Below are 23,546 nucleotides of genomic sequence, written 5' to 3' on the forward strand. Positions count from 1 at the left end.
CTCCTCGCTTTCAGCGCGAGTTCGGTGAGCTCCACTTTCCAGGACACCGTTGTCGAGCCGTCGTACTGCCGCTCTCGCTGTGGGTGGGGACCCTGCCGAGGAGTGCCGTGCCAGAAGGAGGCCATGCCGTGTCCGACCACTTGTCCAGCCTGCGCGCGATGCAGGACCCGGTCATCGACCTGACCGACCTGTACTTCTTTCCCGTGCCCGATGTACCAGGTCGGCTGGCCGTGGTGCTGAACCTGTTCCCCGGCGCGCAGCCGGGAGCGGCCTTCTCCGACGCCGTCCTCTACCGCATGCGGCTGGCGCCCGCCCACATCGGCACCGACGCGGTGGTCCGAGCCCGCGGTGAGGACGCGATCGCGTTCGACGTCACGTTCACCGATATCGAACCGGACACTGGTGACCAGGGGGGCGCGCTCAGCTACGGCGCTGACCGCACGGTCGCTTTCCGCACCGGGGAGCAGGGCGCCGTACGCGGGCCCGAGGTGAGCATCTTCGCCGGCCTGCGCCGAGATCCCTTCTTCATGGACGTCCAGAGCGAGATCCGCACACGCGCCACCCGTCGGCTCGCCTTCACCGCTCCCGGCGTGGACGCCGTCGCGGAACAGAACGTGCTGAGTATCGTCCTGGAACTCGACGCGGACGCTGTCCTCGGCACCGCCCGCAGTGCGCTGTGGGCCGCCGTCGGGGAATCCCTCAGCCAGGGAGTACCGACCGCACGCTTCGAGCGCATCGGCCGACCCGAAGCGAAGAACGTGCTGCTGTCGGTCAACGGAAACGACACCGTGAACGCGAGCGTCGACCTGCGCGACCTGTACAACCTGGACGACCCCTTCGACGTCCCACCGCAGTCCGCGGCCGCCTACCGCGCTCGACTCGATGCGAATCTCGCCATGTTCGACCAGCTGGACGACGCCGTCGCCTGGCCTTTCACGGACGACCACCATCACCCGCTCACCGAGCCGCTGCTCCACGACCACCTGGTCCTGGACACCACAAAGCCCTTCGGCGACCACGGGTACCTCGACATCGAGCGCGGCGCCCTCACCGGTCAGCCCCACGAAACCTGTGGCGGCCGTTGGTTGAACGAAGACGTCATCGACATTCTCTATTCGGTGATCGTCGGCGGCTGGCACGGCACACCCGTCAGTGACGGAGTGGACTCCGCCGTCATCCCCGCGACGCGCGCCTTCCCCTACCTGGCCCAGGCCAACCCCAACCCGCCCGTACTGGATGCCGGAGCGATTCTTGCCCCCTCGCCCTGAACGCGCACACCTCGGCGGATGGCCCCTACCGCGGTGTACGTCCTCGACGATCGCCCTCGCCAATCTGGACGCCCAGATAGCGGGCCTGGCCCAGCACTACGCGCAGTCCGGCCACACCGCTGTGGGTGTGAGGCTCACCAACGCGTTGCTCGCACGCCACAGCATCACCTCCGACGCGTGCGACCTGAGGGCCGCCGACCGCATCACGACCGAACTGGTCAGCCACGCCCCCGCAGACCCCACTGCCTGGCTCACCCGCGCCCACGTGGCCACCACCACCCACCGTTTCGCCGAGTCGACGCGGGCCCTCGCGCTCGCCACGCACCACGGCGCGGCCACCGAGGACCTCGCCGAGGAACGCGCCGACGTACTCGAGGCGTGCGGGCGCGGCCCGGCCGCCCTCAGGCTCCGCCTGGCACACGGCACAACCCACGCCGAGCCCCAGCAGATGGCGCGCATCGCGTGTCTGCGCGTGTCGATGGGCAACGATCAGCTGGCGCGGGACGCGCTCGGCGAAGCCCTCGGGAGATACACGAGCCCCTCCCCGCTTCCCCTGGCCGCCATCCTCTACAACTGGGGGCACGCACTCCAGCACGCCGGACAACATGACCCGGCGGTGAAGGCATACCGAGCCGTCCTCGCATACTTCCCCACCCATGCGCGGGCCCTTCGGGCACTCACCGAATGACGGAACACCCCCGCGGGGCTGCGCACGCGCTGCGCAGCCCCGAACACCCCCTGGCTCCGGCTCAGAAGGCCGTGTGGGCGAACCAGCGGTCCAGCGTCTCGGACTCCCCTGTCACGTCGAAGGCGGCCTCCTGGTACGACCGACGTCCGTAGAGCAGGAGCAGGAGGTCGGCCGCCTGGGCCCGCACGGTCGTCGTCCGCGCGCCGGACGGTTCGCCGTCCTCCCCTCGGGGCAGCAGACGGAAACCGTCGGCTTCCAGCCGCACCCGCCACTCCTCACCGCTGCCGCCGGTGTCGGGGCCGGCGCACTGGAACACGATGGTCTCGCCGTCACCTTTCAGCTGGGCCACGGCCGGGGCGAAGAGGTGCGCGTCGGGCAGGTTGACGAGGAACTCGTCGATCCCGTCCGCCGCCAGCACGGGGCCGACGGGTGACTCCTGGCCCACGGACCGCTCCGCGTCGACCCGGTGGAGCAGCGTCTCGAACAGCATCCGGCGGGCCCAGAACCTGGCGTGCTGGTCCTCGCCCCAGGCCCACATGGGTGCCTGGGGATCGGTGGCCCGCAGCACGGCGGCCACCTGGGGGATGCCGGCCGCCACCCAGCGGGGGTAGTCGTGCGCGCTGTCCGGCAGCCCCAACTCCACCTCACGGCTCCGCGGGGGCTCCTGCACCAGTCGGGTCAGCAGGGTGGAGAACCAGCGCTGCAGGCTCCCGACGTGCCGGGTGAGGTCGGCCACCGTCCAGTCGGGGCAGGACGGCACAAGGGTTGCCGGATCCACGCCCTCGACCACTTCGGCGAAGCGCGCCGTCTCTTGCTCGATCGCCTGCTGGTAGGTCGTGTACGGCAGCGGGTGCACCGCCGCTCGGGTGCTTTCCATGTCGCGTCCGCCCTTTCGTTCGCGGGAGGTGTCCCACCGTCATCGACCGCGCGCCGCATGTGTGCCAGGCGCCGTCCGCGGTCCCGCCTCATGATCCACCATCGCCGCCAGGCCCTGCCCCGGTGCCCTCCCCCGCTCACCCCAGCCCACAGCTGCCCCAGCCCCGGATCTCGGCCGAGGAGGAGGAGTCGGGCCGGGGGCTGCAGCTCGCACCGGCCCTCGCCGACGACTGGGGAGTCGAGTCCGGCCGACCGACGAGGGCAAGCCGACGTGGTTCAGCCTCAGGATGGGGCAGCGGGTCGGCCCTCGGCCGGCAGGGCCGTAGGACCAGGACGAGCAGGAGCCGATCGAAGCAGCCGCACGGGACGGGAGAAACCGCTGCGGGCGCGGCGCGGCGCGCCGCTCCTCGGGAGCGGCGCGCCGTGGTGCGGGTGTCGGGTGCCGAGTCAGGGTCGTCGGCACACCGGGGACGGTCAGAAGCGGTGGTCGCCGCGGTGGCTGTCGCCGTCACCACCGCGGTAGTGACGGTCGCCGTCACCACGGTCGTGACGGTCGCCGTCGCCGCGGAAGTCGCGGTGGTCGTCGCCACGGTAGTCGCGGTGGTCGTCACGCCGGCCGCCACCCCAGGACGTGGCGTCGACGAAGCGGCCGTGGTCGTTGCGCAGGGTGGCGGTGTCGGCGTTGCGGTCCCAGACCGAGTAGTGGCGGTCCTGGTAGACGTCGGACGAGCTGTCGCGGCCGACACCGGTGTGGACGCGGACGGTTCCTCGGCCCCCCAGCCAGAAGTGGCGGAAGGTGTAGGTGTTGCCGTCCCGGTCGGACAGGGTCCAGCCGCTCAGGTTCACGTCGCGACGGCTGTTGTTGGTGATGTCGACCCACTCCCGGTTGAGGGCCAGGTTGGATCGCTCGTAGCGGCCATGAACGCTGTACTGCACGTCACCGATGACCACCTGAGCGCGGTCCGGGTACGCGCTCGGCCGGTCCGCGGCGGAGGCGGGCAGCGCCACCGCTCCGACCAGAGCTGCCGCCACGGCGGCGGCTGCGGTCAGACGGCGCGGGGTCACAGAAACGGAAGCGGACACAAGGTCCCCCTTGCAGGGTGTGGGCACGTCCGGGCTTCACGACATCGGGCCGTGGGCCGGGGTGCGGCGGGTGAGGAGCGGCCGTGCGGCCGCGCACCCACACCCTCCTGCCCCGAGCCGGAGAAGCACGGCACATACGGGGCATGTTACAGATCGTCAACATATTGGTGACACTCGCATGCATAGTCCATCTATGTCATGAATGCCCATTTTGGGGCCTTTTCGGGCCATCCTTCACATGAGTGCGCACCCGCCTGTCACCCGAAAGTGAGCAACAGCCCTCAGGCGCCCGCCGCGCGTACACCCGCTGCCCGTCGGCCGCGAAGTGGCCGATTTCGAGCCTTACTTCAGGTAGGACTTGCAAGCCGGGTGGGATTATATGATCAAATCTCCCGATGCGTACCCCCCACATACCGACGCATCGACCTGCCCAGTCGGACGGGTATTCCACCGAGCGGGTTCCACCCAGCCGCAATCCGTATGACGAACTGGCTGCGCTGGCAGACAATCCGCTGGACGACTTCCTCACCGAGGACAGCACGTCGACCTCGCAGGACGACGACGCCGAGGAGCCCTGGGCCCCGCCCAACCACCGGCGCGGCAGCCGCCGCCGCAACCGCGCCACCGGCCTGCCCACCGTGGTCAGAGTTCTCGCCTGGGCGCTCACCCTCGCCTGCCTGGTCACCCTCGCCGATCGCTGGGCACTGCTCTATGCCGAGCACAAGGCGTCCGAACGACTCAAGGACCAGCTCCATCTCGCCGCCGCCCCCGAGGTACGGATCGGCGGGTTCCCCTTCCTCACCCAGCTGGCCGCACAGCGCCTGGACGCGGTCCGGATCACCGTCCCCGGCATCCCGGCCCGCCGGGTCACCCTCACCCAGGTCACCGCCACCGCACACGACATACGTATCGACGGCGACGGACCCACCGCCGTGCGCGGCGCACTCGTGCGGCGGGTGCACGGTCGCGTCCTGCTGTCCTTCGCCGACATGAACCGCGAACTCGGCGCCTCCCAGGTGTCCTTCACAGCCCGCGGACCGGGCCGCGTCCGGGCCCACGGCGATCTGCGGGTCGCGGGGAACGATCTGCGGGTACGTGCCGACGTCCGGATCCGGCGCGAAGGGGCGCGCGGCATCGCCACCTCCGTGGACGGCATGCGGCTCGACATCGGTGACCTCGCGACGTACCGGCCCGGCACCGGGCCCGCCGAGGGCCTGCACCTGACCCGCGCCTCGGCGCGCCGGCTCACCCGGGAGGCGGAGAAGATCAGGGCCTTTCTGGCCGTCCCGGAGATAGTGCGGCGCCTGGGCGTCCCCGACAGCGCGGTGCGCGCCGCGCTGCACGACGAGGACAGGCTCCATCAACTCACCGGCGCACCACGCTTCCTGCACGACCTGACCCGCATGAACCTAGTGGACGTGGCGGTCGCCCACCCGGGGCTCCTCAAGCGGCTCGGCCTCGACCTCTCCCTCCTCACGGCACTGACCAAGCTCACCCGCCCGCAGATCGCCGACCGCTTCTCCTTCTCCTTCCAGCTCCCGAAACCGCCCTCGGGCGCGCTGCGCCTGCAGCGCGTGACCGTGCACAAGGACGGCATCCACGCCGACGTCACGGGGTCGGGACTGCTCCTGGGGCACTGAGCATCCGAGCCGGAATCACTGACGGTTCCTCAATTCATCGATTTTCCAAGGCAGTTGATCCAGTCATGGATCGCCTGTGCCGTGGTGGGTGCGTGTTCCTCGGCGATGGTCCAGTGGTCGCCGGGGACGTCCACCGTCTCGGACGGCTGTGGCCAGGAGGCCCGCCAGTCGCGGCTTCCGGTCTCGCGGCCGCCGTGGGTGCGCATCTCCGGCAACTGATCGGTGGCGCGTACCAGGAGCGTGGGTACGTCCACCGGTTCGGGGCGCCAGCCGCGGAGCATCCGGGTGTAGGCCCCGAGTGCGGTCAGCGCCATGTCCTCCACCGCGGTGTCGAACCCCTCCCCCATGGCCAGGGCCGCGCGGGCGGGCAGGGCGAGCAGCCATGGCTCGGCCTCCCGCTCGGGGGTCACGTGGTAGGTGTCGACGAGGACCAGGCCCGCGGGCGGGGTGCCGGTCGCCGCCAGCCGCGCCGCGACCGCGTGTGCCGGACAGCCGCCCATCGACCAGCCCAGCAGGACCGGCCGGCGGTCGCCCAACTGCTCCCGCAGGGTGGCCGCGTGCAGGTCGACCAGTGTCTGCCAGTCGCGGGGCAGCGCGTCGCCGGCGGTGACCCCGGGGTGCCGTGTCTCCAGCACGTCCCGGTCTCCGTCGAAGTGGCGCGCGAGCGCGTCGTACCAGGGCCTGCCCAGGGCCGGGGAGAAGCCGGGGAAGCAGACCAGAGGTGGCCGGTCGTCCGCGCCGGCGGCCAGCTGGAGCGGCTGCAGGGCGTGCGCGGCGGCGTCCTCGGGGCCGAAGGCGGGGACGGCCAGTGAGGCGGTCACGAGCAGGTGCATGGCCGAGACGACGTCACCGGTCCCGCACACGCGGCGGTAGAGGGAGGCCAGGGTCTGTGCGGGGCGTGCCGGCCGCGCACCGGTGGCTGCCTGCCGACGGGGCAACGCCTCGTGCAGTTCGGCGAGCAGGTGGCTCGCCAGTCGGTCGGTGGTGGGCAGGTCGAAGGTGAGGGTGGCGGGCAGTTCCAGGCCGGTGAGCAGACTCAGCCGGTTGCGCAGCAGGACGGCGGTCAGGGAGTCGAGGCCCAGCTCCGTGAGGGCGCGGTCGGCCGTCACGGCGGCCGCTCCGGGATGGCCGAGCACCTCGGCGACCGCTTCCCTGACCAGCGCGAGCAACGCGGAGGCGCGGTCGTCGGCGGGCAGCTGCGCCAGCCGCTCTCGCCAGGCTCCAGGCGAGTCGTGCGTCGAGCGGGCGGTGCCGGCCGTCGGCCGCGCACCTCCCAGGTCCCCGTCCGGGCCGGACGAGCGCAGGAGATCCTGCAACGGTGGCGGAACCGGCTGCCGTCGCATCCCGGCCTTCGGGTCCAGCGGCAGCGGTGCCAGGACGGGTTCGCCCGCCGTCAGAGCGGCGTCGAACAGTGCCAGTCCCTCGGCAGGGGTGACGGCGTGCAGCACGCCGTCGCCGGTCCGGCCGGTACGGGCCGCCATCCCCTCGGCTCCCGCCCAGGGCCCCCACACCAGGGAGAGCGCGGGCAGTCCCAGGGCGGCCCGGTGCAGCGCGAGGGCGTCGAGGAACGCGTTCGCGGCGGCGTAGCCCGCCTGACCGGGATTGCCGAGCAGGCCCGCCGCCGAGGAGAAGAGCACGAACTGCGACAGGGGCAGGTCCTTCGTCAGTTCGTGGAGGTGCCAGGCGGCGTCCGCCTTCGGCCGCAGGACGGCCGCGAGCCGCTCGGGCGTCTGTGCCTCCAGCACGCCGTCGTCGAGGACACCCGCCGCGTGCACCACGGCGGTCAGGTCCGCGGCGTACCGGTCGATCACCGCGGCCAGTGCGGACCGGTCGGCGGCGTCGCAGGCGACCACCTCCACCCGGCCGCCGGCCTGCTCGATCTCCTCCCTCAGCCGTCGCGCACCGGGCGACTCCGGACCACTGCGGCTGGTGAGCACCAGGCGCCGAACCTTGTGATGCTCCGTCAAGTGGCGGGCCAGGAGCGCGCCGAGAGCCCCGGTACCCCCGGTGATCAGTACGGTGCCGTCCTCCGTGAACGGAGCCGAGTGGGAGGGTGCGGTGGCCGCTTGTGCCAGTCGCGACACCAGCACCTTGCCGGCGCGGAGGGCGAGTTGGGGTTCGCCCGTTGCCAGGGCTGCCGTCAGCCGGCGCAGCGACTCGGGGTGGTGGTCCACGTCGACGACGGTGAGGCGGCCGGGGTACTCCGACTGCGCGCTGCGCGCCAGCCCCCAGACGGCGGCTGCGGGCAGGTCCGGGTCCGGTCCGGTGGCACCGCGGGTGACCAGGATCAGGCGCGATCCCGGGGCCAGGGTGGGCAGCCGGTCGCGCAGCAGTTCCAGGGCGCGCGTGACGAGGGCGCGCGCTTCGGTGGCCGGGGTGGTGGACGAGGCCGTAGAGGCGAGGGAGACGACGACGGCCGGCGCGTCGCCTCCGAGGGATGTCCCGGCCCCCGCTGAAGCGGACAGCGCTGCTCCCAGGTCCAGGTCGTCCGGCGATGCCACCGCGAGCGCGGAGACGGTGGAGTGCGCGGGGGCCGCGGCGGTCCAACCCGGGCGGTACAGCGCCCCCAGGCGTGCGGCGGTGCCCGGGACCGCCCGCGTCGTCAGCGCCTCCACCCGCAGCACCGGCCTGCCCGCCGGGTCGGTGAGGTCCACGGCGACCGTGTCCTCGGAGGTGCGGCGCAGTCGTACCCGCAGCGCGGCGACACCGGTCGCGTACCGGCTGACGCCCCGCCAGGCATACGGCAGCCGGGTCGGTGCGGGCTCCTTCTGGTCCTCGGGGAGCAGCAGCGGAGCGTGGATGGCGGCGTCGAGCAGCGCGGGATGGATGCCGTATCGCTGCGCCTCTTCTACGGCCGTGTCGGGGAGCCGTACGTCGGCGAGGAGGTCGTCTCCCTGTCTCCAGACGGCGCGCACGCAGCGGAAGGCCGGGCCGTAGGCGTAGCCTGCGCCCGCCAGCCGGTCGTAGGCCCCTGTCAGGTCGACCGGTACGGCGTCCGGGGGCGGCCAGGATCCCTGTGGGCCGTGGCTCGGGCCGGGGTCGGTGGCCGGCGGTGCCAGCCGGCCGGTGGCGTGGTGGGTCCACGTACCGACCGGGCCGGAATCCTCGGGGCGGGCGTGGATGTCGACGGTCCGGCGGCCGGACGGGTCCGGTTCTCCGAGCGCCACCTGCACCTCGACGCGCCGGCCGGAGCCGGGCAGTTGCAGCGGCAGCAGCAGGGTCAGCTCCTCCAGGACGTCCAGCCCGCAGGTGCCGCCGGTGTGGAGCGCCAGGTCGGCGAGAGCGGCGGCGGGCACCAGCGGGCGTCCGTCGACGACGTGGTCGCCCAGCCAGGGCTGGTCGGCGTCCGACAGGTGGCCGGTGCACAGCAGGCGGCCCGAGTCCGGGAGGCTGGTCGTGGACGTCAGCACCGGATGGCCGGAGCCGGGGCGTGCAGCGGCGGTCGGCGTGGGGTCGGCAGGCTCGGCCAGCCAGTAGCGCTCCCGCTGGAAGGGGTAGGTGGGCAGGTCCACCCGCTGGGCATGCCTGCCTGGGTGTGCCTGGTGCACGGCGTCCCAGTCGACCGCGGTGCCGTGCTCGTGGAGTCGGGCGAGTGCCGCCAGGACCGCGTCGGGCTCCGGGTGGCCCGCCCGCACCGTCGGGGTGAACACCAGGTCCCCAGGCTCCTCGGCCGTTGTCATGGCGGCCGAGGTGAGCTGGGTGCCGGGGCCCACCTCGGCGAACGCCGTCACCCTCGCTTCCCGCACCAGATGACGTACGACGTCCGCGAACCGCACCGTTTCACGGGCGTGGCGGACCCAGTAGGCCGCCGAGCGCAGGTCGTCTCCGGTGGCCTGACGTCCGGTCAGTGCCGAGACGACCGGAATACGGGGCGCACGGAAGGCGGCCCGGGACGCAGCTCGGGCGAACTCCGCGAGCGCCGGTTCGATCAGCGGCGAGTGGAAGGCGTGGCTGGTGCGCAGCCGTACGGTGCGACGACCGCGGGCCTGGAAACGTTCGGCCACCGCCGTCACCGCCTGCTCCGCCCCGGAGACGACGACCGACCGTGGGCCGTTCACCGCCGCGACCGCCACCGGCCCGGCCGCCGCCGGCAGCTCCGCCAACGCTGTCAACGTCTCTTCCTCGGTGGCGTCCAGGGACACCATGGCGCCGCCTGCCGGGAGTTGCTGCATCAACCGCCCCCGGGCGGCGACCAGTTCGACGGCGTCGCTTTCCGCGAGGATCCCGGCGGTATGCGCTGCGGCCAGTTCGCCGACGGAGTGGCCGGCCAGGAAGTCCGGTCGTACGCCCCAGGATTCGAGCAGCCGGAACAGCGCGACCTCGAACGTGAACAGGCCGGCCTGCGCGGCATCCGTCCTGTGCTGCTGCACGTCGGCGGGCGCCGTGTCCCACAGCGCCTCGCGCAGGGGCCGGTCCCCGACGCCGGCGGTGTCGAACCGGCCGCACAGGGCGTCGAAGGCGTCGGCGAAGACGGGGTACGCGGCGTGCAACTCCCGGCCGAGGCCCGCCCATCCGGCGCCCTGGCCGGTGAAGAGCAGCGCCAGCCGTCCGCCCGTCCGGACCGGGGACGGCACGGCCGCCGCCCCCTCGGCCGAGAGCCGGTCCAGATCGCTCAGCAGGGCGGCGCGGTCCCGGACGGGCAGCGCCGCCCGGTGGCGGAGTGCGGCGCGGGAGGTCGCCGAGGTGAACGCCACGTCCCCGAGCGGCAGTTCGGGCCACTCGCGGAGGAACGCGGCCGTACACCGCGCCTGGGCACGCAGCGCTTCGGTACTCGCGCCGGACAGCAGGAGCGGCGGCTCGGGAGCGGGACGGGCACTCGCGTGGTCCGGGCCGTCCTGCCCCTCACCCGTACGCCGCGCCTGGCAGCGGAGCCCCTCGGTACTCGCGCCGGACAGCAGGACCGGCAGCTCGGGAGCGGGACGGGCACTTGGGCGGTGCGGGGCGCCCCGCTCGTCGACCGCTTCCTCCAGGATCACGTGGGCGTTGGTTCCGCCGATGCCGAAGGCGGACACCGCGGCGCGCCGGGGCCGCCCGGGAGCGGTGCGCCAGGGCTGCTCCCGCTGCAGCAGGCGTACGGCGCCGGAGGACCAGTCGACCCCCAAAGAGGGCTCGTCGGCGTGCAGCGTGCGCGGCAGCACCCCGTGCCGCATCGCCAGGACGGTCCTGATGACCCCCGCGACGCCGGCCGCGGCCTGGGTGTGTCCGATGTTGGACTTCAGCGATCCCAGCCACAGCGGCCGCTCGGCCGGGCGGTCCTGCCCGTACACCGCGAGGAGCGCACGGGCTTCGATGGGGTCGCCGAGCGGGGTACCGGTGCCGTGGGCCTCCACGGCGTCGATGTCGGCCGGGGTGAGCCCGGCGGCGGCGAGGGCGTCGCCGATCACCCGCTCCTGGGCGGGCCCGCTGGGCGCGGTCAGGCCGTTGGACGCGCCGTCGCCGTTGACGGCGGAGCCGCGGAGTACGGCCAGCACGGGGTGGCCGTTGCGCCGGGCGTCGGCGAGCCGCTCCAGCAGGACCAGTCCGACGCCCTCGCCCCAGGCGGTGCCGTCGGCCGCGGCCGAGAACGGCTTGCACCGTCCGTCGGGCGACAGGCCGCGCAGCCTGCTGAACGCGACGAACGGCACCGGGCTGGCCATGACGGTGGCTCCGCCGGCCACGGCCAGCGAGCACTGGCCCGAGCGCAGCGCCCGCGCCGCCCAGTCCATCGCCACCAGCGACGAGGAGCAGGCCGTGTCCACTGTCACCGCTGGCCCCTCCAGGCCCAGGGTGTAGGCGATGCGCCCGGAGGCCACGCTGCCCGCCGAGCCGAGCGCGAGGTGTGCCTCGTACTCGTGTCCTCCACGGTGCAGCAGACGGCCCCCGTAGTCGCCGTGCATCACGCCGACGAAGACTCCGGTGTCGCTGCCGCGCAGGGCGTTCGGGGCGATGCCCGCCCGTTCCACGACCTCCCAGGCGGTCTCCAGCAGCAGCCTCTGCTGGGGGTCGGTGGCCAGCGCCTCCCGGGGGGACATGCCGAAGAAGGCCGCGTCGAAGTCGGCGGCCCGGCGCAGGAAGCCGCCGCGGCGGGTGACCGACGTGCCCGGCCGGTCCGGGTCGGCGTCGAACAGCCCGGCCAGATCCCAGCCCCGGTCGGCGGGGAACGCGGAGGTGGCGTCCGTGCCGTCGGCGAGCAGCCGCCACAGCTCCTCCGGTGAGGTGACGTCGTCCACGAGTCCCGGGTAGCGGCAGGCCATGGCGACGATGGCCACCGGTTCGTCGGGCGAGGGCGGGTCACCGGGTGTGCCTGGCCTGGCCCCGCGCGCCGCCGGGGTCGGGGCGCCGAGCAGCGAGTCGTGCAGGAACTCGGCCACCGCGTCCGGCGTCGGGCGGTCGAAGACCAGGGTCGCGGGCAGCTCCAGACCGGTCACGGCCCCGAGCCGGTCTCGCAGCAGGACACCCTGAAGGGAGCTGACTCCCAGATCGGTGAAGGCCTGGTCCGGCTCCGGGTGGGTCTCCCCGTCGCCGCGCAGTTCGACCATGACGAGGTTCAGCACCGCGCGGCGCCGCTCCGGGGCGGGCAGCGCAAGCAGCCGGGCCCGCAGTCCGGCGGAGGCGTTCTCCCGCTCGGCGGCCAGGGCTTCGGTCAACTGCCCGGTGAGCACCGCCCGTTGGACCTTGCCTGAGGAGGTACGAGGCAGCGACTCGCTCAGCCGGATCTCGTCCGGCACCTTGAACGCGGACAGCCGCTCCCGGCACGCGGCCCGCAGCCGCGCGAGGTCGACTCCGTCCGGCCCGGGGACGACGAACGCCACCGGGACCTCCCCCAGCACGTCGTGCGCCCTGCCCACGACCGCCGCGTCGGCGACACCGGAACAGGCCAGGAGCACCTGCTCCACCTCGACCGGGTTGACGTTCTGCCCACCGCGGATGATCAGGTCGCCCACCCGTCCGGTGACCCGCAACCCGCCACCGGGCTCGCGGCGGCCGAGGTCACCGGTGCGGTACCAGCCGTCCCGGAGGACCTGCGCCGTAGCGTCGGGGCGACCGTGGTAGCCGATCATCAGGTTGGGGCCGCGCACCCAGATCTCGCCCTCGTCGCCGTCGGCGGCGGTGGCACCGGAGAGCGGGTCGGCCACCCGGACCTCGACTCCGGGCACCGGCTGCGGCACGCGCCGCGGACCCGGCACCTCGAGTCGGTCGACCGCGATCTTGCCACTGGTCTCGGTGGCGCCGTAGCCGTCCAGCAGCGGCGCGCCCAGCAACTCCTCGACGGAGGAGCGCAGTTCCGGCGGGCAGGGCGCTCCGGCGGTGACGCACAGCCGCAACCCGCTCAGCGCCTGCGGCGCCTCGCGCAGTGCGCTCACCAGCAGGTGGTAGGTGGCCGGTACCCCGGCCAGCATCGTGAACGGTCCCTGCAGCGGCTGGCGTTGGAGTGTCTCCACGACGTCCACGCCCCTGTCCAGGAGGTAGGCGCTCGCACCGGTGGCGACCACGGCGAGGATGCCCAGCGAGTACGCGTAGGCGTGGTGCATCGGCAACGGCCACAGCAGCCGGTCCTCCTCGGACATGCCGAAGAGCGGCGCGTAGGCGGCGGCCGTCGACCACAGCGCGGCCCGCTGGCTCGTCACCACGCCTTTTCGTTCGCCGGTGGTGCCTGAGGTGTAGAGGATCCAGGCCGGTTCGTCGAGGCCGAGACCGTCGTACGGCGGACGGCCCGCATCGGTCCCGGCCAGCTCGTCGTACGACACCGCGCCGGCGGGCGCTCCGGGCGGCAGCGCACGTGTGGCTCTGCCGTCCTGTTGACCGACCTCGGCCGACGCAGAGGGCGACGCGACAGGCTGCGCACCCACGACCACGACCACCCGCAGCGGTTGCCGCCCGGCCGCCACCCGCGCCAGGCGCTCCAGCAGCGCTGCCTCGATCACGATCGCCACCGCGCCGCTGTCGTCGAGGACATGGGCCAACTCGCCGTCGGCCGCCCCGGGATCCAGGGGCACCCCGACCGCCCCCGCACGCACGGCGGCCAGGCAACTCTCCACCATTTCCACGCGGTTGGACAGGCAGAACGCCACCCGGTCCCCGCGGCGTACGCCCAGCCGTTGCAGATGCCCCGCGATCCGCGCCGTCCGCTGATCCAGCTGCGCCCAGGTCACGCCTCGACGCCCGTCGCGGAAGGCGGTCCTGTCCCCCGCGCGGGCCGCATGCGACCGAACGGTTTCGGCCAACGGACGGACCAGTTCCCCGTGAACTCCCGTCATCCCCACCCCACTTGTGTGCCCGTCCCCCGACGACCATCGACTATAGGGTCACGCACCGTTCACGGCCGTCCGCGCCGAGCCGGGTCGCGGGCACCGCCGTACGGGTGACGGCTCACCGGGTGAACTCTGCCGGGGAAACGGCACGCCACCATGCTCCCGGTCCCCCTCCCGTGCGGCGTGCTGCGGCAGCGGGCATGGCCGCAGATGTTTGTCAACACGGCTGAACAGGGAGGACGGCCCTGGCGGGCGGGGGCGGACCGGGCCGCGATAGAGGAGAGTTATGAGCCGGTCCCGAACAGCCTCCTATGCGGCCTCCCTCCTCCTCGCGGCCGCCGCCTGTACCCTCGCCGGTCCCGTGAGGGCGCCGGCGGCGCCGAGCACCCAGGCCATGGACTACGTGGCTCTCGGTGACTCCTACTCGGCCGGTGTCGGAGCCGGCAGCTACTTCACCTCCGGCGCGGACTGCCTGCGCAGCAGCCTGGCGTACCCCGCCCTGTGGGCCGCGGCCCATGCGCCGGCGTCGTTCGGCTTCACCGCGTGCAACGGCGCCCGGACGAGCGACGTCATGGCGAAGCAGCTCGGCCCGCTGAGCCCCCGTACGGATCTGGTCAGCCTCACCGTCGGCGGCAGCGACTCGGGCTTCACCGGCGTCATGGCGACCTGCGTACTGCCCGGCACCGAGGCGTGTCTCTCCGCCGTCGCCAAAGCGCGCTCCTTCATGGACGGGACCCTCCCGGGCGATCTCGACCGTCTCTACTCGGCCATCCGGAGCAAGGCGCCCGCCGCCCACGTCGTGGTACTCGGCTATCCGCACCTCTACCTGCTCCACGGCACCTGTTCGGGCGGCCTCGCGGACACGGAGAGGTCGGCGCTCAACGAGGCCGTGGACGAGCTCAACAGCGTGATCGCCGAGCGTGCCGCCGACCACGGGTTCACTTTCGCCGACGCCCGGACCTCCTTCGCCGGGCACGAGATCTGCTCGTCCACGCCCTGGCTGCACAGTGTCGACTGGCTGGATCTGACCGTGTCGTACCACCCCACGGCGCCCGGGCAGTCGCTGGGCTACCTTCCCCTCCTCACCGGTGCGGCCTGACCTCTCCATACATCGGATGTGTCATAGACCCATGGCCACCAAGAAGGTTGACAGGCACATGAGGCATGCCTAACTTCCACCATACACCCGATGTTTCGAGGGTCCGTCAGCTCGGGAGGACGATGATGACCTCGCAGGGGGAGAAGCGCTCGCCGGTGCCCCGCAGAGCCGTACTCGGCACCGCGTTGGGCGGAGCGGCCACGGTGGCCCTGCCGCCGCAGGCCCACGCCGAACCGCCCTTACGGCCGGGGTCGTCCGGCGGAGCCGGTCCGGCGGGCGGGGCCGTCGGACGCCCATGGCGACTGCGCGACACCATGACCACCGACGACGCCTGGGAACGGTTCCTGCGCGGCCAGGACCTGTTGTGGACCAGGCTGCCCGCCCTCTGGCACGAGGGCCCGTTCCTCGGCGACGGGCTGCTCGGCAGCATGGTCTACCAGGAGCCGGGCGCCCACCAGGTCCGTTTCACCGTCCAGCACGGCCGCGTGCAGGACCACCGGCCGGAGTTCGGCAGCGGCTGGGGCACCTGCCGTCTGCCGGTCGGGCATCTCACGCTCGAACCGGTCGGCACCATCACCGCCGTCGACTGGCGGCTGAGCCTGTGGAACGCCGAACTCACCGGCACCATCACCACCAGCGCGGGCACGCTCACCCTCTCCGCGCTCATCCACGACGAGGTCCTGGCCGTCCGTGTGCGGGCCGACGGCGGCGAACGGGTCACCTGGACGTTCCACCCGGAGGAGGCCGTCAGCCCCCGCCGCATCAGCGAGGCCCCGCCCGCCGGCTACACCGCCAACCCGCCCTGGACCACGCGGACCGCCGCCGACGGCACCGAGCAGGTGCTCCAGCCCCTCACCGGTGGCGGTCAGACCGCCACCGCCTACCGCCGCACCGGCGACGACCTGCTGCTCAGCGTCGGACACAGCTCGCCCTCCGACACCGCCGCCGAGGCCGCCTCGCTGCGCAACCTCCGGCGCGTGACGTCGTACGACGCCCTCAGGCGACGGCACACCCGCTGGTGGCACGCGTTCTACCGCAAGAGCTTCGTTTCCTTCCCCGACCAGCGGCTGCAGAGCTTCCACTGGATCCAGCTCTACAAGGTCGCCTCCGCCAGCCGCGCGGGCGGTCCCGTCATGGCCACCAGCGGGCCGTGGCTGGAGCCCACGCCCTGGCCCGCGGTCTGGTGGAACCTCAACGTCCAGCTGGAGTACTGGCTCATCCATGGCTTCAACCACCCGGAACTCGACGCGCTCGCCACCACGCTGCGACAGAGCCAGGAACAGCTCATCGCCAACGTGCCCGCCGCCTACCGCGCGGACAGCTCCGGCATCGGCCGCAGCTCCGACATGTTCGCCGACCGCGGTGTGGGCTGGCCCGGCACCGGCGCCGAGACCGGCGACCTCACCTGGGCGCTGCACAACGTGTGGCTGTCCTACCGGCACTCCATGGACAAGGCCCTGCTGCGCGACACGCTCTTCCCGGTGCTGCGCCGCGCCATCAACTACTACCTGCACTTCCTCACCCCGGGCAGCGACGGCAGGCTCCATCTGCCGAGCACGCTCTCGCCCGAATACCCCGTCGTGCCGCCGCAGGACACCACCTACGACCTGGCCCTGATCCGCTGGGGCTGCCAGACGCTGATCGAGTCGTCTCAACTGCTCGGCATCGAGGACGAGTTGACACCGCGTTGGCAGGAGGTGCTGGCCCGGCTCACACCGTACCCGGTCGACGACAACGGCTTCATGATCGGCGCCGGTACCCCGTACGCCCAGTCCCACCGGCACTACTCGCACCTGCTGATGGTGTATCCGCTGTACCTCGTCAACTGGGACCAGCCGGAGAACCGCGACCTGATCTCGAAGTCCGTGGCGCACTGGCACGCGCTGACCGGCGCCCACCGGGGCTACAGCTACACCGGGGCCGCCTCGATGTACGCGATGACCGGCGACGGCGACACCGCGATCACCTACCTGCGCAGGTTCTTCGACCCCACGACCCGCTACCCGTGCCGCGCCAACACGCACTACACCGAGGCCGGTCCGGTCATCGAGACCCCGCTGTCCGCCTCGCAGTCGCTGCACGACATGTTCTGCCAGAGCTGGGGCGGCGTGGTCCGCGTCTTCCCGGCCGTCCCGTCCGCCTGGGCGGACGTCACCCTGCACGACTTCCGCACCCAGGGCGCCTTCCTGGTCAGCGCCGTACGGGAGGCGGGGGCGACCCGCTTCATCCGGATCAGGAGCCTGGCGGGCGAGCCGCTCCGACTGCGTCACGGCCTCAGCGGCGCCCTCACCGTGCTGCTGGACGACGGCACCCCGGCCCGCACCCAGGACCTGGGCGACGGCACCCTCGCCATCGACCTGCCCCGGGGCCGCGAGGTGCTCGTCCACTCCGGCTCCCGGCCCGACCTCGTCATCGCGCCCGTCGCCGTCAGCGAGCCGGGCCCGGCGTGGGGCCTGCCGTAGCGGGTGGGTGCACCACCCGACGTCAACTGTGCGCAGGTCCGTTGCGCCGTCGAGGGAATCTCCCGGCGCCACGGACCGGCAGGCCGTGGCGTGTGTCAGGCTGCCGCCGAACGCCCCAGCCCGACAGGCCGGGCCAGGTTCAGTGCAGGAGGCAGCGACCCGTGATCGCCGGCGACGACCCCCTCGGCTGGGACACCACTGCCGCAGCCGACGCCTATCGAGACCGCGACATGCGGCTGGCCGAGAAGCTGATCTTCCCCGCGGTGCTGCAACGGCTCGGCCGCAGTCCGAGCCCGGACCGGCTGGTGCTGGACGTCGGGTGCGGCACCGGCGCGATCGCGGCGCGGCTCGCCGGTGGCGGGGAGTGGACGGTCCAGGGGCTCGACCCGTCGGCGGACATGCTGGACATCGCTCGGGCCGACCGCCCCCACCCTCGTGTCTCCTACCGGCTGTTCGACGGCCGTACCCTGCCCTGGCTCGCCGACGACAGCGTCGACGGCGCCGTGTGCGGCCTGGTGTACTGCACCGACCCCGACGACGACCGGCTGGCCGCCCTCACCGCCGAGATCCACCGCGTCCTGCGCCCCGGCGCCCCGTATCTCCTCGCCGACCTCAACCCCACGGCGACCGGCGTGGGCTTCTCCACCGTGCGCCATGGCGAACCAGGAGCCGTGTATACCGACGGCGACACCGTGCCCACGCAGCTCCGGCTGCGCGACGGCACCACGATGACGAGTGCCACGCATTACCGCTCCCTCGATCGCTACCGGTCCTTCCTGACCGAGGCCGGCTTCCCCGCCCCCACCGTGGACCTGCCCACGCTCCCCTTCGACGGCACCGCGGAAGACGCTCCGGCGGAAACCAGGACCGCGCCATACATGATCTTGACGACGCGGGCCTGAGGGAGCGCGCGGCTCCGGCACCGCTCGCTGCGTGCGTACACGCGGGCACGAGTCGTAAGGGGTGGGGCCCGGCGGGCCGCGCAAGGGTGAGGGCGCGTGGGAGCCGAGGTTAGATGGGTCTATGGACCGGCGGCCCGGGCGTCTGCGGTCCTGGCAGGGGCTGCGTACCGTCGCCGGCCAGGTCTTCATCCTGCAGGTCTTCATCATCGTGGTCCTGGTGGCCGCGGCGGTCGTCGCGCTACTGCTGCAGTCCCGGACGGACGCCGAGCGCGAGGCCCGCAACCGCACACTGGCGGTGGCCACGGCCGTCGCCTCGTCCCCTTCGGTGCGACAGGCCCTGGGGGGCCCGAACCCCAGCGCCGCGCTGCAGCCGCAGGCCGAGGAGACCCGCAAACGCTCCGACGTGGACTTCGTCGTGGTGATGAGCCCGGACGGCATCCGCTACACCCATCCGAATCCGGCGCGGATCGGCCAGCGCTACATCGGCAGCATCGCGGCGGCACAGCACGGTGGAGTCGTCACCGAGACCACCAGGGGGACGCTGGGCCGCTCGGTGCGGACCGTCGTCCCGGTCACCTCCTCCGACGGGAAGGTCATCGGACTGGTCTCCGCGGGCATCACGATCAAGCAGGTGAGCGGGGCGGCCGACCGGCAGGTGCCGCTCGTGCTGGTCGCGACCGGGGTGGTGCTCCTGGCGGCCACCGGGGGGACCGCACTGATCAGCAGGCGGCTGCGCCGTCAGACACACGGGCTCGGCCCGGTGCAGATGACACGCATGTACGAGCACCACGACGCCGTGCTGCACGCGGTGCGCGAAGGTGTGCTGATCATCGATCCGCAAGGCCGTCTGCTCCTGGCCAATGACGAAGCACGACGCCTGCTCGGGCTCGGGGCGGACGCGGAGGGCCGGCCGGTCGAGAGTCTGGGGCTCGAGCCGACCGCCGAGCAGCTTCTGCTGTCCGGCACGGCGGCCACGGACCAGGTGATCAGGGTCGGCGACCGGCTGCTGGCGATCAGCCAGCGCCCCATGGCGCAGCAGCCCGGGCCAGGGGGCGCGGTCGCGACCCTCCGCGACACCACGGAACTCAGCGCGCTGATGGGCCGCGTGGAGGACGTACAGGAACGGCTCAGGCTGCTGTACGACGCCGGCATCCGCATCGGCACCACGCTCAACGTGACCCGCACGGCCGAGGAACTGGCCGAGCTGGCCGTGCCCCGGTTCGCCGACTACGTCACCGTCGACCTGGCCGACGCCGTACTGCGTGGTGAGGAACCGAACCAGGCGAACATGGCGGAGCTGCGTCGTGTCGCCCTGTACGGCATCCGGGAGGACACGCCGCTGTATCCACCCGGTGAGCTGATCCACTTCGACCCCTCCACGCCGCAGGCCTCCGGGTTCGGTTCCGGGGAGATGGTGCTGGAGGCCGACATGGGGGCTTACACCGGCTGGCAGGCCCAGGCCCCCGACCGGGCTCGCCGGCTGGTGGCCTCCGGCATTCATTCCATGATCGCGGCTCCGCTGCGGGCCCGCGGGGTGATTCTGGGCGTGGCGACCTTCTGGCGTTCGAAGGAGCCCACGCCCTTCGGTCAGGAGGACCTCTCGGTGGCGGAGGAGCTGGTCGCCCGTGCCGCGGTGAGCATCGACAACGCCCGCCGTTTCACCCGGGAGCACGCCATGGCCGTCGCGCTGCAGCGCAGCCTTCTGCCCCATGCTCTTCCCGAGCAGAGCGCCGTCGAGGTGGCCCACCGCTATCTGCCGGCCGAGGCGGGGCTCGGCGGGGTCGGCGGCGACTGGTTCGACGTCATACCCCTGCCGGGAGCCCGCGTCGCATTCGTGGTGGGCGACGTCGTGGGGCATGGTCTGCACGCCGCCGCCACCATGGGGCAACTGCGCACCGCCGTGCACAACTTCTCGACGCTCGACCTGCCGCCCGACGAGTTGCTCTGGCACCTGGACGAACTCGTCACCCGCATCGACCAGGACCGGGACGACGAGAACAGCGAGGCACCGACACTCACGGGTGCCACGTGCCTGTACGCGATCTACGACCCGATGTCCGGTCTGTGCACCATGGCCAGAGCCGGCCATCTGGACCCCCTGATCGTGTTCCCGGACGGCCGTGCGGACCTGGCCGGGACACCGGCCGGTCCCCCGCTGGGCCTCGGCGGGCTGCCGTACGAGACGGCGGAGATACACCTCCCCGAGAGCAGCGGCATCGTGCTGTACACCAACGGCCTGATCGAGGAACGGCAGCGTGACATCGACGAGGGGATCGAGCAGTTGCGCCGCGCCATCGCACACGCCGGACGGACGCCGGAGGAGATGTGCCAGGCCGTGATGGACGCGCTGCTGCCGACGGCACCACGCGACGACGTGGCCCTGCTGGTCGCTCGCACCCGGCTGCTCGACAGTGACCGTACCTCGGCGTGGAGCGTGCCCTCCGATCCCTCGGCCGTCGCCGGTGTGCGGGCTTGCGCCGGCAGGCTGATGCACGCGTGGGGTCTGGACGAGGAGGCGTTCACCCTGGAACTGATCCTGAGCGAGCTGGTCACCAACGCCATCCGGCACGCGACCGGCCCCATCAGCGTGCGCCTGATCCGGGACCGCAGCCTCATCTGCGAAGTGTCCGACGGGAGCAGCGTGTCCCCGCACCTGCGCCGGGCCACCACCATGGACGAGGGCGGCCGCGGCCTCTTCCTCGTGGCCCAGTTCGCCGACCGCTGGGGCACGCGCTACACGCCTGACGGCAAGGTCATCTGGACCGAACAGCAGCTGCACGCATAGCCGTTGCGGCCCCGGTCAGCTCCGCTGACCTCGGTCGTACGCCACCCGTGCCTCGCCGATCGCCTGCGCCGTCAGCTCGGCCCACCGCCGTATCTCCTGTACGACCGGGCACATGGTCCCGCCCAGCGCCGTGAGTTCGTACTCCACGCGGACCGGGACCTCGGGGTAGACCCGGCGAGCTACGAGTCCGTCGCGCTCGAGGTCGCGGAGTGCTCTGGCCAGCACCTGCCCACTCACCCCGAGAATGTACTCATTCGACAAACCTTCGTTTCCGTGACGGTAATTCAATTCTGACCAGGTCAGGTGGCGAGCACCTGTCCGGCCGGCTGACTGACGGCTGCAGCCGCTTCCAGCAGGATGTCGGCACCGAGACGGGCGTTGAAAGCGGCCCAGGGTGCGGTGGCGCCGACTTCCTCCGCCATGATCCGCACGATGTCGTCGGTGCGGCTCACCATCAGTTCGGCCGCCTTGAGAAGGATCTGCCGGCGTGTGGCGGGCTTGGTGGCGGCCCACGCCTCGAAGGCCGCGTCGGCCGCGTCCACCGCGCGGCGTACGTCATCGACGGTGCCGGCGGCGACCTGCGCGTGGACGTCCCCTGTCCAGGGGTTGATGTCGGGAGTCGTTCGGGCGGAGGAGGCGGGCACCTCGGTGCCGTCGATGATCAGGCCGCGGGTGGTGGGCATGAGCTGCTCCAGGGTGAGGGGGGCGGGGTGGTCAGGTGGTCGCCGGCTGGGCGGGGGCCGGTCGGCCGGTGCGCAGGGTGCGGTGGGCCAGGCCGGTGAGGAGACCGGCGACGAGGGGGGGAGAGCAGGTTGGTCCCCAGGTGGGTGTACTCGCCGGAGAGCAACGCCGGACCGAAGGCACGGGCCGGATTGATGTTGGCGCCGGTGACCGCGCCCAGCGAGGCGATGACGAGGCCCACACCCACGGCGATGACCGCCGGGATCAGTGCGTGCAGCCGGGGGCGGCCCATCACCACGGCCACCGCCGCGAGTACGGCGATCAGCGCCGCGGTCTCGATCAGGAACAGCGCAGTCGTGCCGGTGCCCGGGGCGGGCGCCACCAGGGCGTAGTGGATGCGGAGGACGGGGTCGCCCCACACGAGGCGGGCCAGGGCTGGGCCACTGACCGAACCGGCCAGCTGCGCCGCGACGTAGGGCAGGACCGCGCGGCCGGGAAACAGGCCGTCGGCCCACAGGAAGACGGTCACTCCGGGGTTGAAGTGGCCGCCGGAGGCACGTCCGGTCGGTGCGTACATGAGCGCGGCGAGCAGCAGCGCCACCACGGCACCGGCCGTGCCGAGCATGAGGCGGGCGTCTCTGATCGCCAGGGGCGAGTCCGGTAGCGCGAGCAGGCGCACCAGGCTGACCACGAAGCGGCCGAGGCGGACTTCGCCGCCTGGATCTCCGACGCGGCCGAGCAGGGCTGGGCCCTGGACGACCAGATCGCCGCCCCGGGCCTGGTCGCCTTGTCCGTTCCCGTTCCCGTTCCCGTTCCTGTTTCCGGCCAGGACGGCGGGCCCCGGTATGCGCTGAGCGTCCTCGCCCATACGAGCCGCTTCAGCGCGGAGGCGCTGCGCGCACACGCCCTGCCCCATCTCACCCGGGCGGCACGGGAGATGGGTGACGCCCTCAATGCCGACGGTCCTGCGGCCGACGGCCTCACCCCGTCCCCCTACGCCGATGCCAAAACGGAGCTGGGAACCCTCTTCCTGCAGGCCCTGGCTCGCGGACTAGCCGTGCTCACCGCGCTCGGAGGGGCCCGCGGCGGCCTCACCCTCAACGAAGCGGCGGAGGCCGCCGGCCTGTCGTACCAGAGCACGCGCCGCAACCTGCTGACCCTGCTGGACCTGGGCTACGCCGAGCAGCGCGGACGGTACTACCTTCCCGCCCCGCGCACTCTCGGCCTCGGCTACGCCCGCCTGTCAGGTCTCGGCCTGGCCGACATCGCGCAGCCGCATCTGGCCGAACTCGCCACCCGCGCCCATGAGTCCGCCTCCGTCGCCGTACTCGACGGAGCGGAGGTGCGTTACCTGGCCCGCTCCGCCACCCAGCAGGTCACGAGCGTCAGCATCCATCCGGGAGCCCGGCTGCCCGCCTACGCCACCTCCATGGGCCGCGTGCTGCTGGCCGACCTGACACGGCCGGACCAGGAGCGACTGCTCGCCGCGCTGCCGCCCCGGCCGCTGACCTCCTTCACCCGTACCTCGCCCATGGATCTCAGCCAACTCCTCACCCAGGCACGGCACGACGGGTACGCCCTGGTCGAGCAGGAGCTGGAGCTGGGACTTCGTTCCATGGCGGTCCCCCTGCGCGACGCGCGCGGCAGGGCCGTCGCCGCGGTCAATGTCGCCCTGCACGCGGGACCGGAGACTCCCGAGCAGTCCCGCGAGCGTCTGCTCCCACACCTGATCTCCACCGCCAGGGCGATGGAAGCCGATGTGGCCGCGGTCTTCGCGTTCGGGCCGGTACGCAGCGACTGACGCGGGCCGCAGCCCCTCGGGTACGCGACG

14 protein-coding genes are annotated in these 23,546 nt (G+C 72.5%); 8 read left to right on the forward strand and 6 right to left on the reverse strand.

Annotated features, from left to right (window positions below; translation table 11 throughout):
* Nucleotides 1–128 precede the first annotated feature (128 nt).
* Together CRP49_RS38355 and CRP49_RS38360 are read left to right on the forward strand one after the other, a co-directional pair.
* Complete coding sequence (locus CRP49_RS38355; RefSeq protein WP_097258015.1) at nucleotides 129–1,268, forward strand: DUF4331 family protein; 1,140 nt, start codon at nucleotides 129–131, stop codon at nucleotides 1,266–1,268.
* A complete protein-coding gene (locus CRP49_RS38360; protein ID WP_097258016.1) occupies nucleotides 1,252–1,956 on the forward strand; it encodes a tetratricopeptide repeat protein in 705 nt (234 codons plus the stop codon). The genes CRP49_RS38355 and CRP49_RS38360 overlap by 17 nt, the downstream gene beginning before the upstream one ends.
* Before the next feature lie 61 nt (nucleotides 1,957–2,017).
* On the opposite strand, the gene CRP49_RS38365 is transcribed toward CRP49_RS38360, so the two are convergent.
* Nucleotides 2,018–2,833: a maleylpyruvate isomerase family mycothiol-dependent enzyme gene (locus CRP49_RS38365; RefSeq protein ID WP_097258017.1), complete on the reverse strand. Its 816-nt coding sequence runs from the start codon at nucleotides 2,831–2,833 to the stop codon at nucleotides 2,018–2,020.
* 473 nt (nucleotides 2,834–3,306) lie between these two features.
* On the reverse strand, nucleotides 3,307–3,915 hold the full coding sequence (locus tag CRP49_RS38370; RefSeq protein WP_373560423.1) for a lamin tail domain-containing protein: 609 nt from the start codon (nucleotides 3,913–3,915) through the stop codon (nucleotides 3,307–3,309).
* Between the two features lie 395 nt (nucleotides 3,916–4,310).
* Between CRP49_RS38370 and CRP49_RS38375 the strand changes: the two genes are divergently transcribed.
* A complete protein-coding gene (locus CRP49_RS38375) occupies nucleotides 4,311–5,555 on the forward strand; it encodes a DUF2993 domain-containing protein (protein WP_097258018.1) in 1,245 nt (414 codons plus the stop codon).
* Nucleotides 5,556–5,584: 29 nt separating this feature from the next.
* Here CRP49_RS38375 and CRP49_RS38380 read toward each other — a convergent pair whose 3' ends face one another.
* A complete protein-coding gene (locus tag CRP49_RS38380) occupies nucleotides 5,585–13,792 on the reverse strand; it encodes a type I polyketide synthase (RefSeq protein WP_097258019.1) in 8,208 nt (2,735 codons plus the stop codon).
* A gap of 280 nt (nucleotides 13,793–14,072) precedes the next feature.
* On the opposite strand from CRP49_RS38380, the gene CRP49_RS38385 reads away from it, so the two are divergent.
* The 4 genes from CRP49_RS38385 (at nucleotide 14,073) to CRP49_RS38400 (ending at nucleotide 21,034) form a co-directional block, all read left to right on the forward strand.
* Complete coding sequence (locus tag CRP49_RS38385; protein WP_097258020.1) at nucleotides 14,073–14,885, forward strand: SGNH/GDSL hydrolase family protein; 813 nt, start codon at nucleotides 14,073–14,075, stop codon at nucleotides 14,883–14,885.
* Nucleotides 14,886–15,010: 125 nt separating this feature from the next.
* Nucleotides 15,011–17,347, forward strand: a complete 2,337-nt coding sequence (locus CRP49_RS38390; RefSeq protein ID WP_097258021.1) for a Tat pathway signal sequence domain protein — start codon at nucleotides 15,011–15,013, stop codon at nucleotides 17,345–17,347.
* A 161-nt stretch (nucleotides 17,348–17,508) separates the two neighbouring features.
* Entirely contained in the window at nucleotides 17,509–18,249 is a 741-nt protein-coding gene (locus CRP49_RS38395; protein ID WP_097258022.1) for a class I SAM-dependent methyltransferase, read from the forward strand.
* A gap of 121 nt (nucleotides 18,250–18,370) precedes the next feature.
* The gene (locus CRP49_RS38400) at nucleotides 18,371–21,034 is read left to right on the forward strand and encodes a SpoIIE family protein phosphatase (protein WP_097258023.1); all 2,664 of its coding nucleotides are present in this window, start codon (nucleotides 18,371–18,373) and stop codon (nucleotides 21,032–21,034) included.
* Between the two features lie 15 nt (nucleotides 21,035–21,049).
* On the opposite strand, the gene CRP49_RS48575 is transcribed toward CRP49_RS38400, so the two are convergent.
* From CRP49_RS48575 to CRP49_RS38415, 3 genes are all read right to left on the reverse strand, one after another.
* Complete coding sequence (locus tag CRP49_RS48575) at nucleotides 21,050–21,271, reverse strand: helix-turn-helix domain-containing protein (RefSeq protein ID WP_257033772.1); 222 nt, start codon at nucleotides 21,269–21,271, stop codon at nucleotides 21,050–21,052.
* Nucleotides 21,272–21,333: 62 nt separating this feature from the next.
* Nucleotides 21,334–21,717, reverse strand: a complete 384-nt coding sequence (locus CRP49_RS38410; RefSeq protein ID WP_097258024.1) for an aldehyde dehydrogenase family protein — start codon at nucleotides 21,715–21,717, stop codon at nucleotides 21,334–21,336.
* Nucleotides 21,696–22,583: an aquaporin gene (locus CRP49_RS38415; RefSeq protein ID WP_143670089.1), complete on the reverse strand. Its 888-nt coding sequence runs from the start codon at nucleotides 22,581–22,583 to the stop codon at nucleotides 21,696–21,698. Before CRP49_RS38415 ends, CRP49_RS38410 begins: the two co-directional genes overlap by 22 nt.
* 69 nt (nucleotides 22,584–22,652) lie before the next feature.
* On the opposite strand from CRP49_RS38415, the gene CRP49_RS38420 reads away from it, so the two are divergent.
* Nucleotides 22,653–23,516 (forward strand): IclR family transcriptional regulator C-terminal domain-containing protein, encoded by an 864-nt coding sequence (locus CRP49_RS38420; RefSeq protein ID WP_143670090.1) that lies wholly within the window; start codon nucleotides 22,653–22,655, stop codon nucleotides 23,514–23,516.
* The last annotated feature ends 30 nt before the right edge of the window (nucleotides 23,517–23,546 follow it).

The organism is Streptomyces sp. Ag109_G2-15 (genome assembly GCF_900215565.1).
In the GTDB taxonomy this organism is placed as follows: Bacteria; Actinomycetota; Actinomycetes; order Streptomycetales; family Streptomycetaceae; genus Streptomyces; species Streptomyces diastatochromogenes.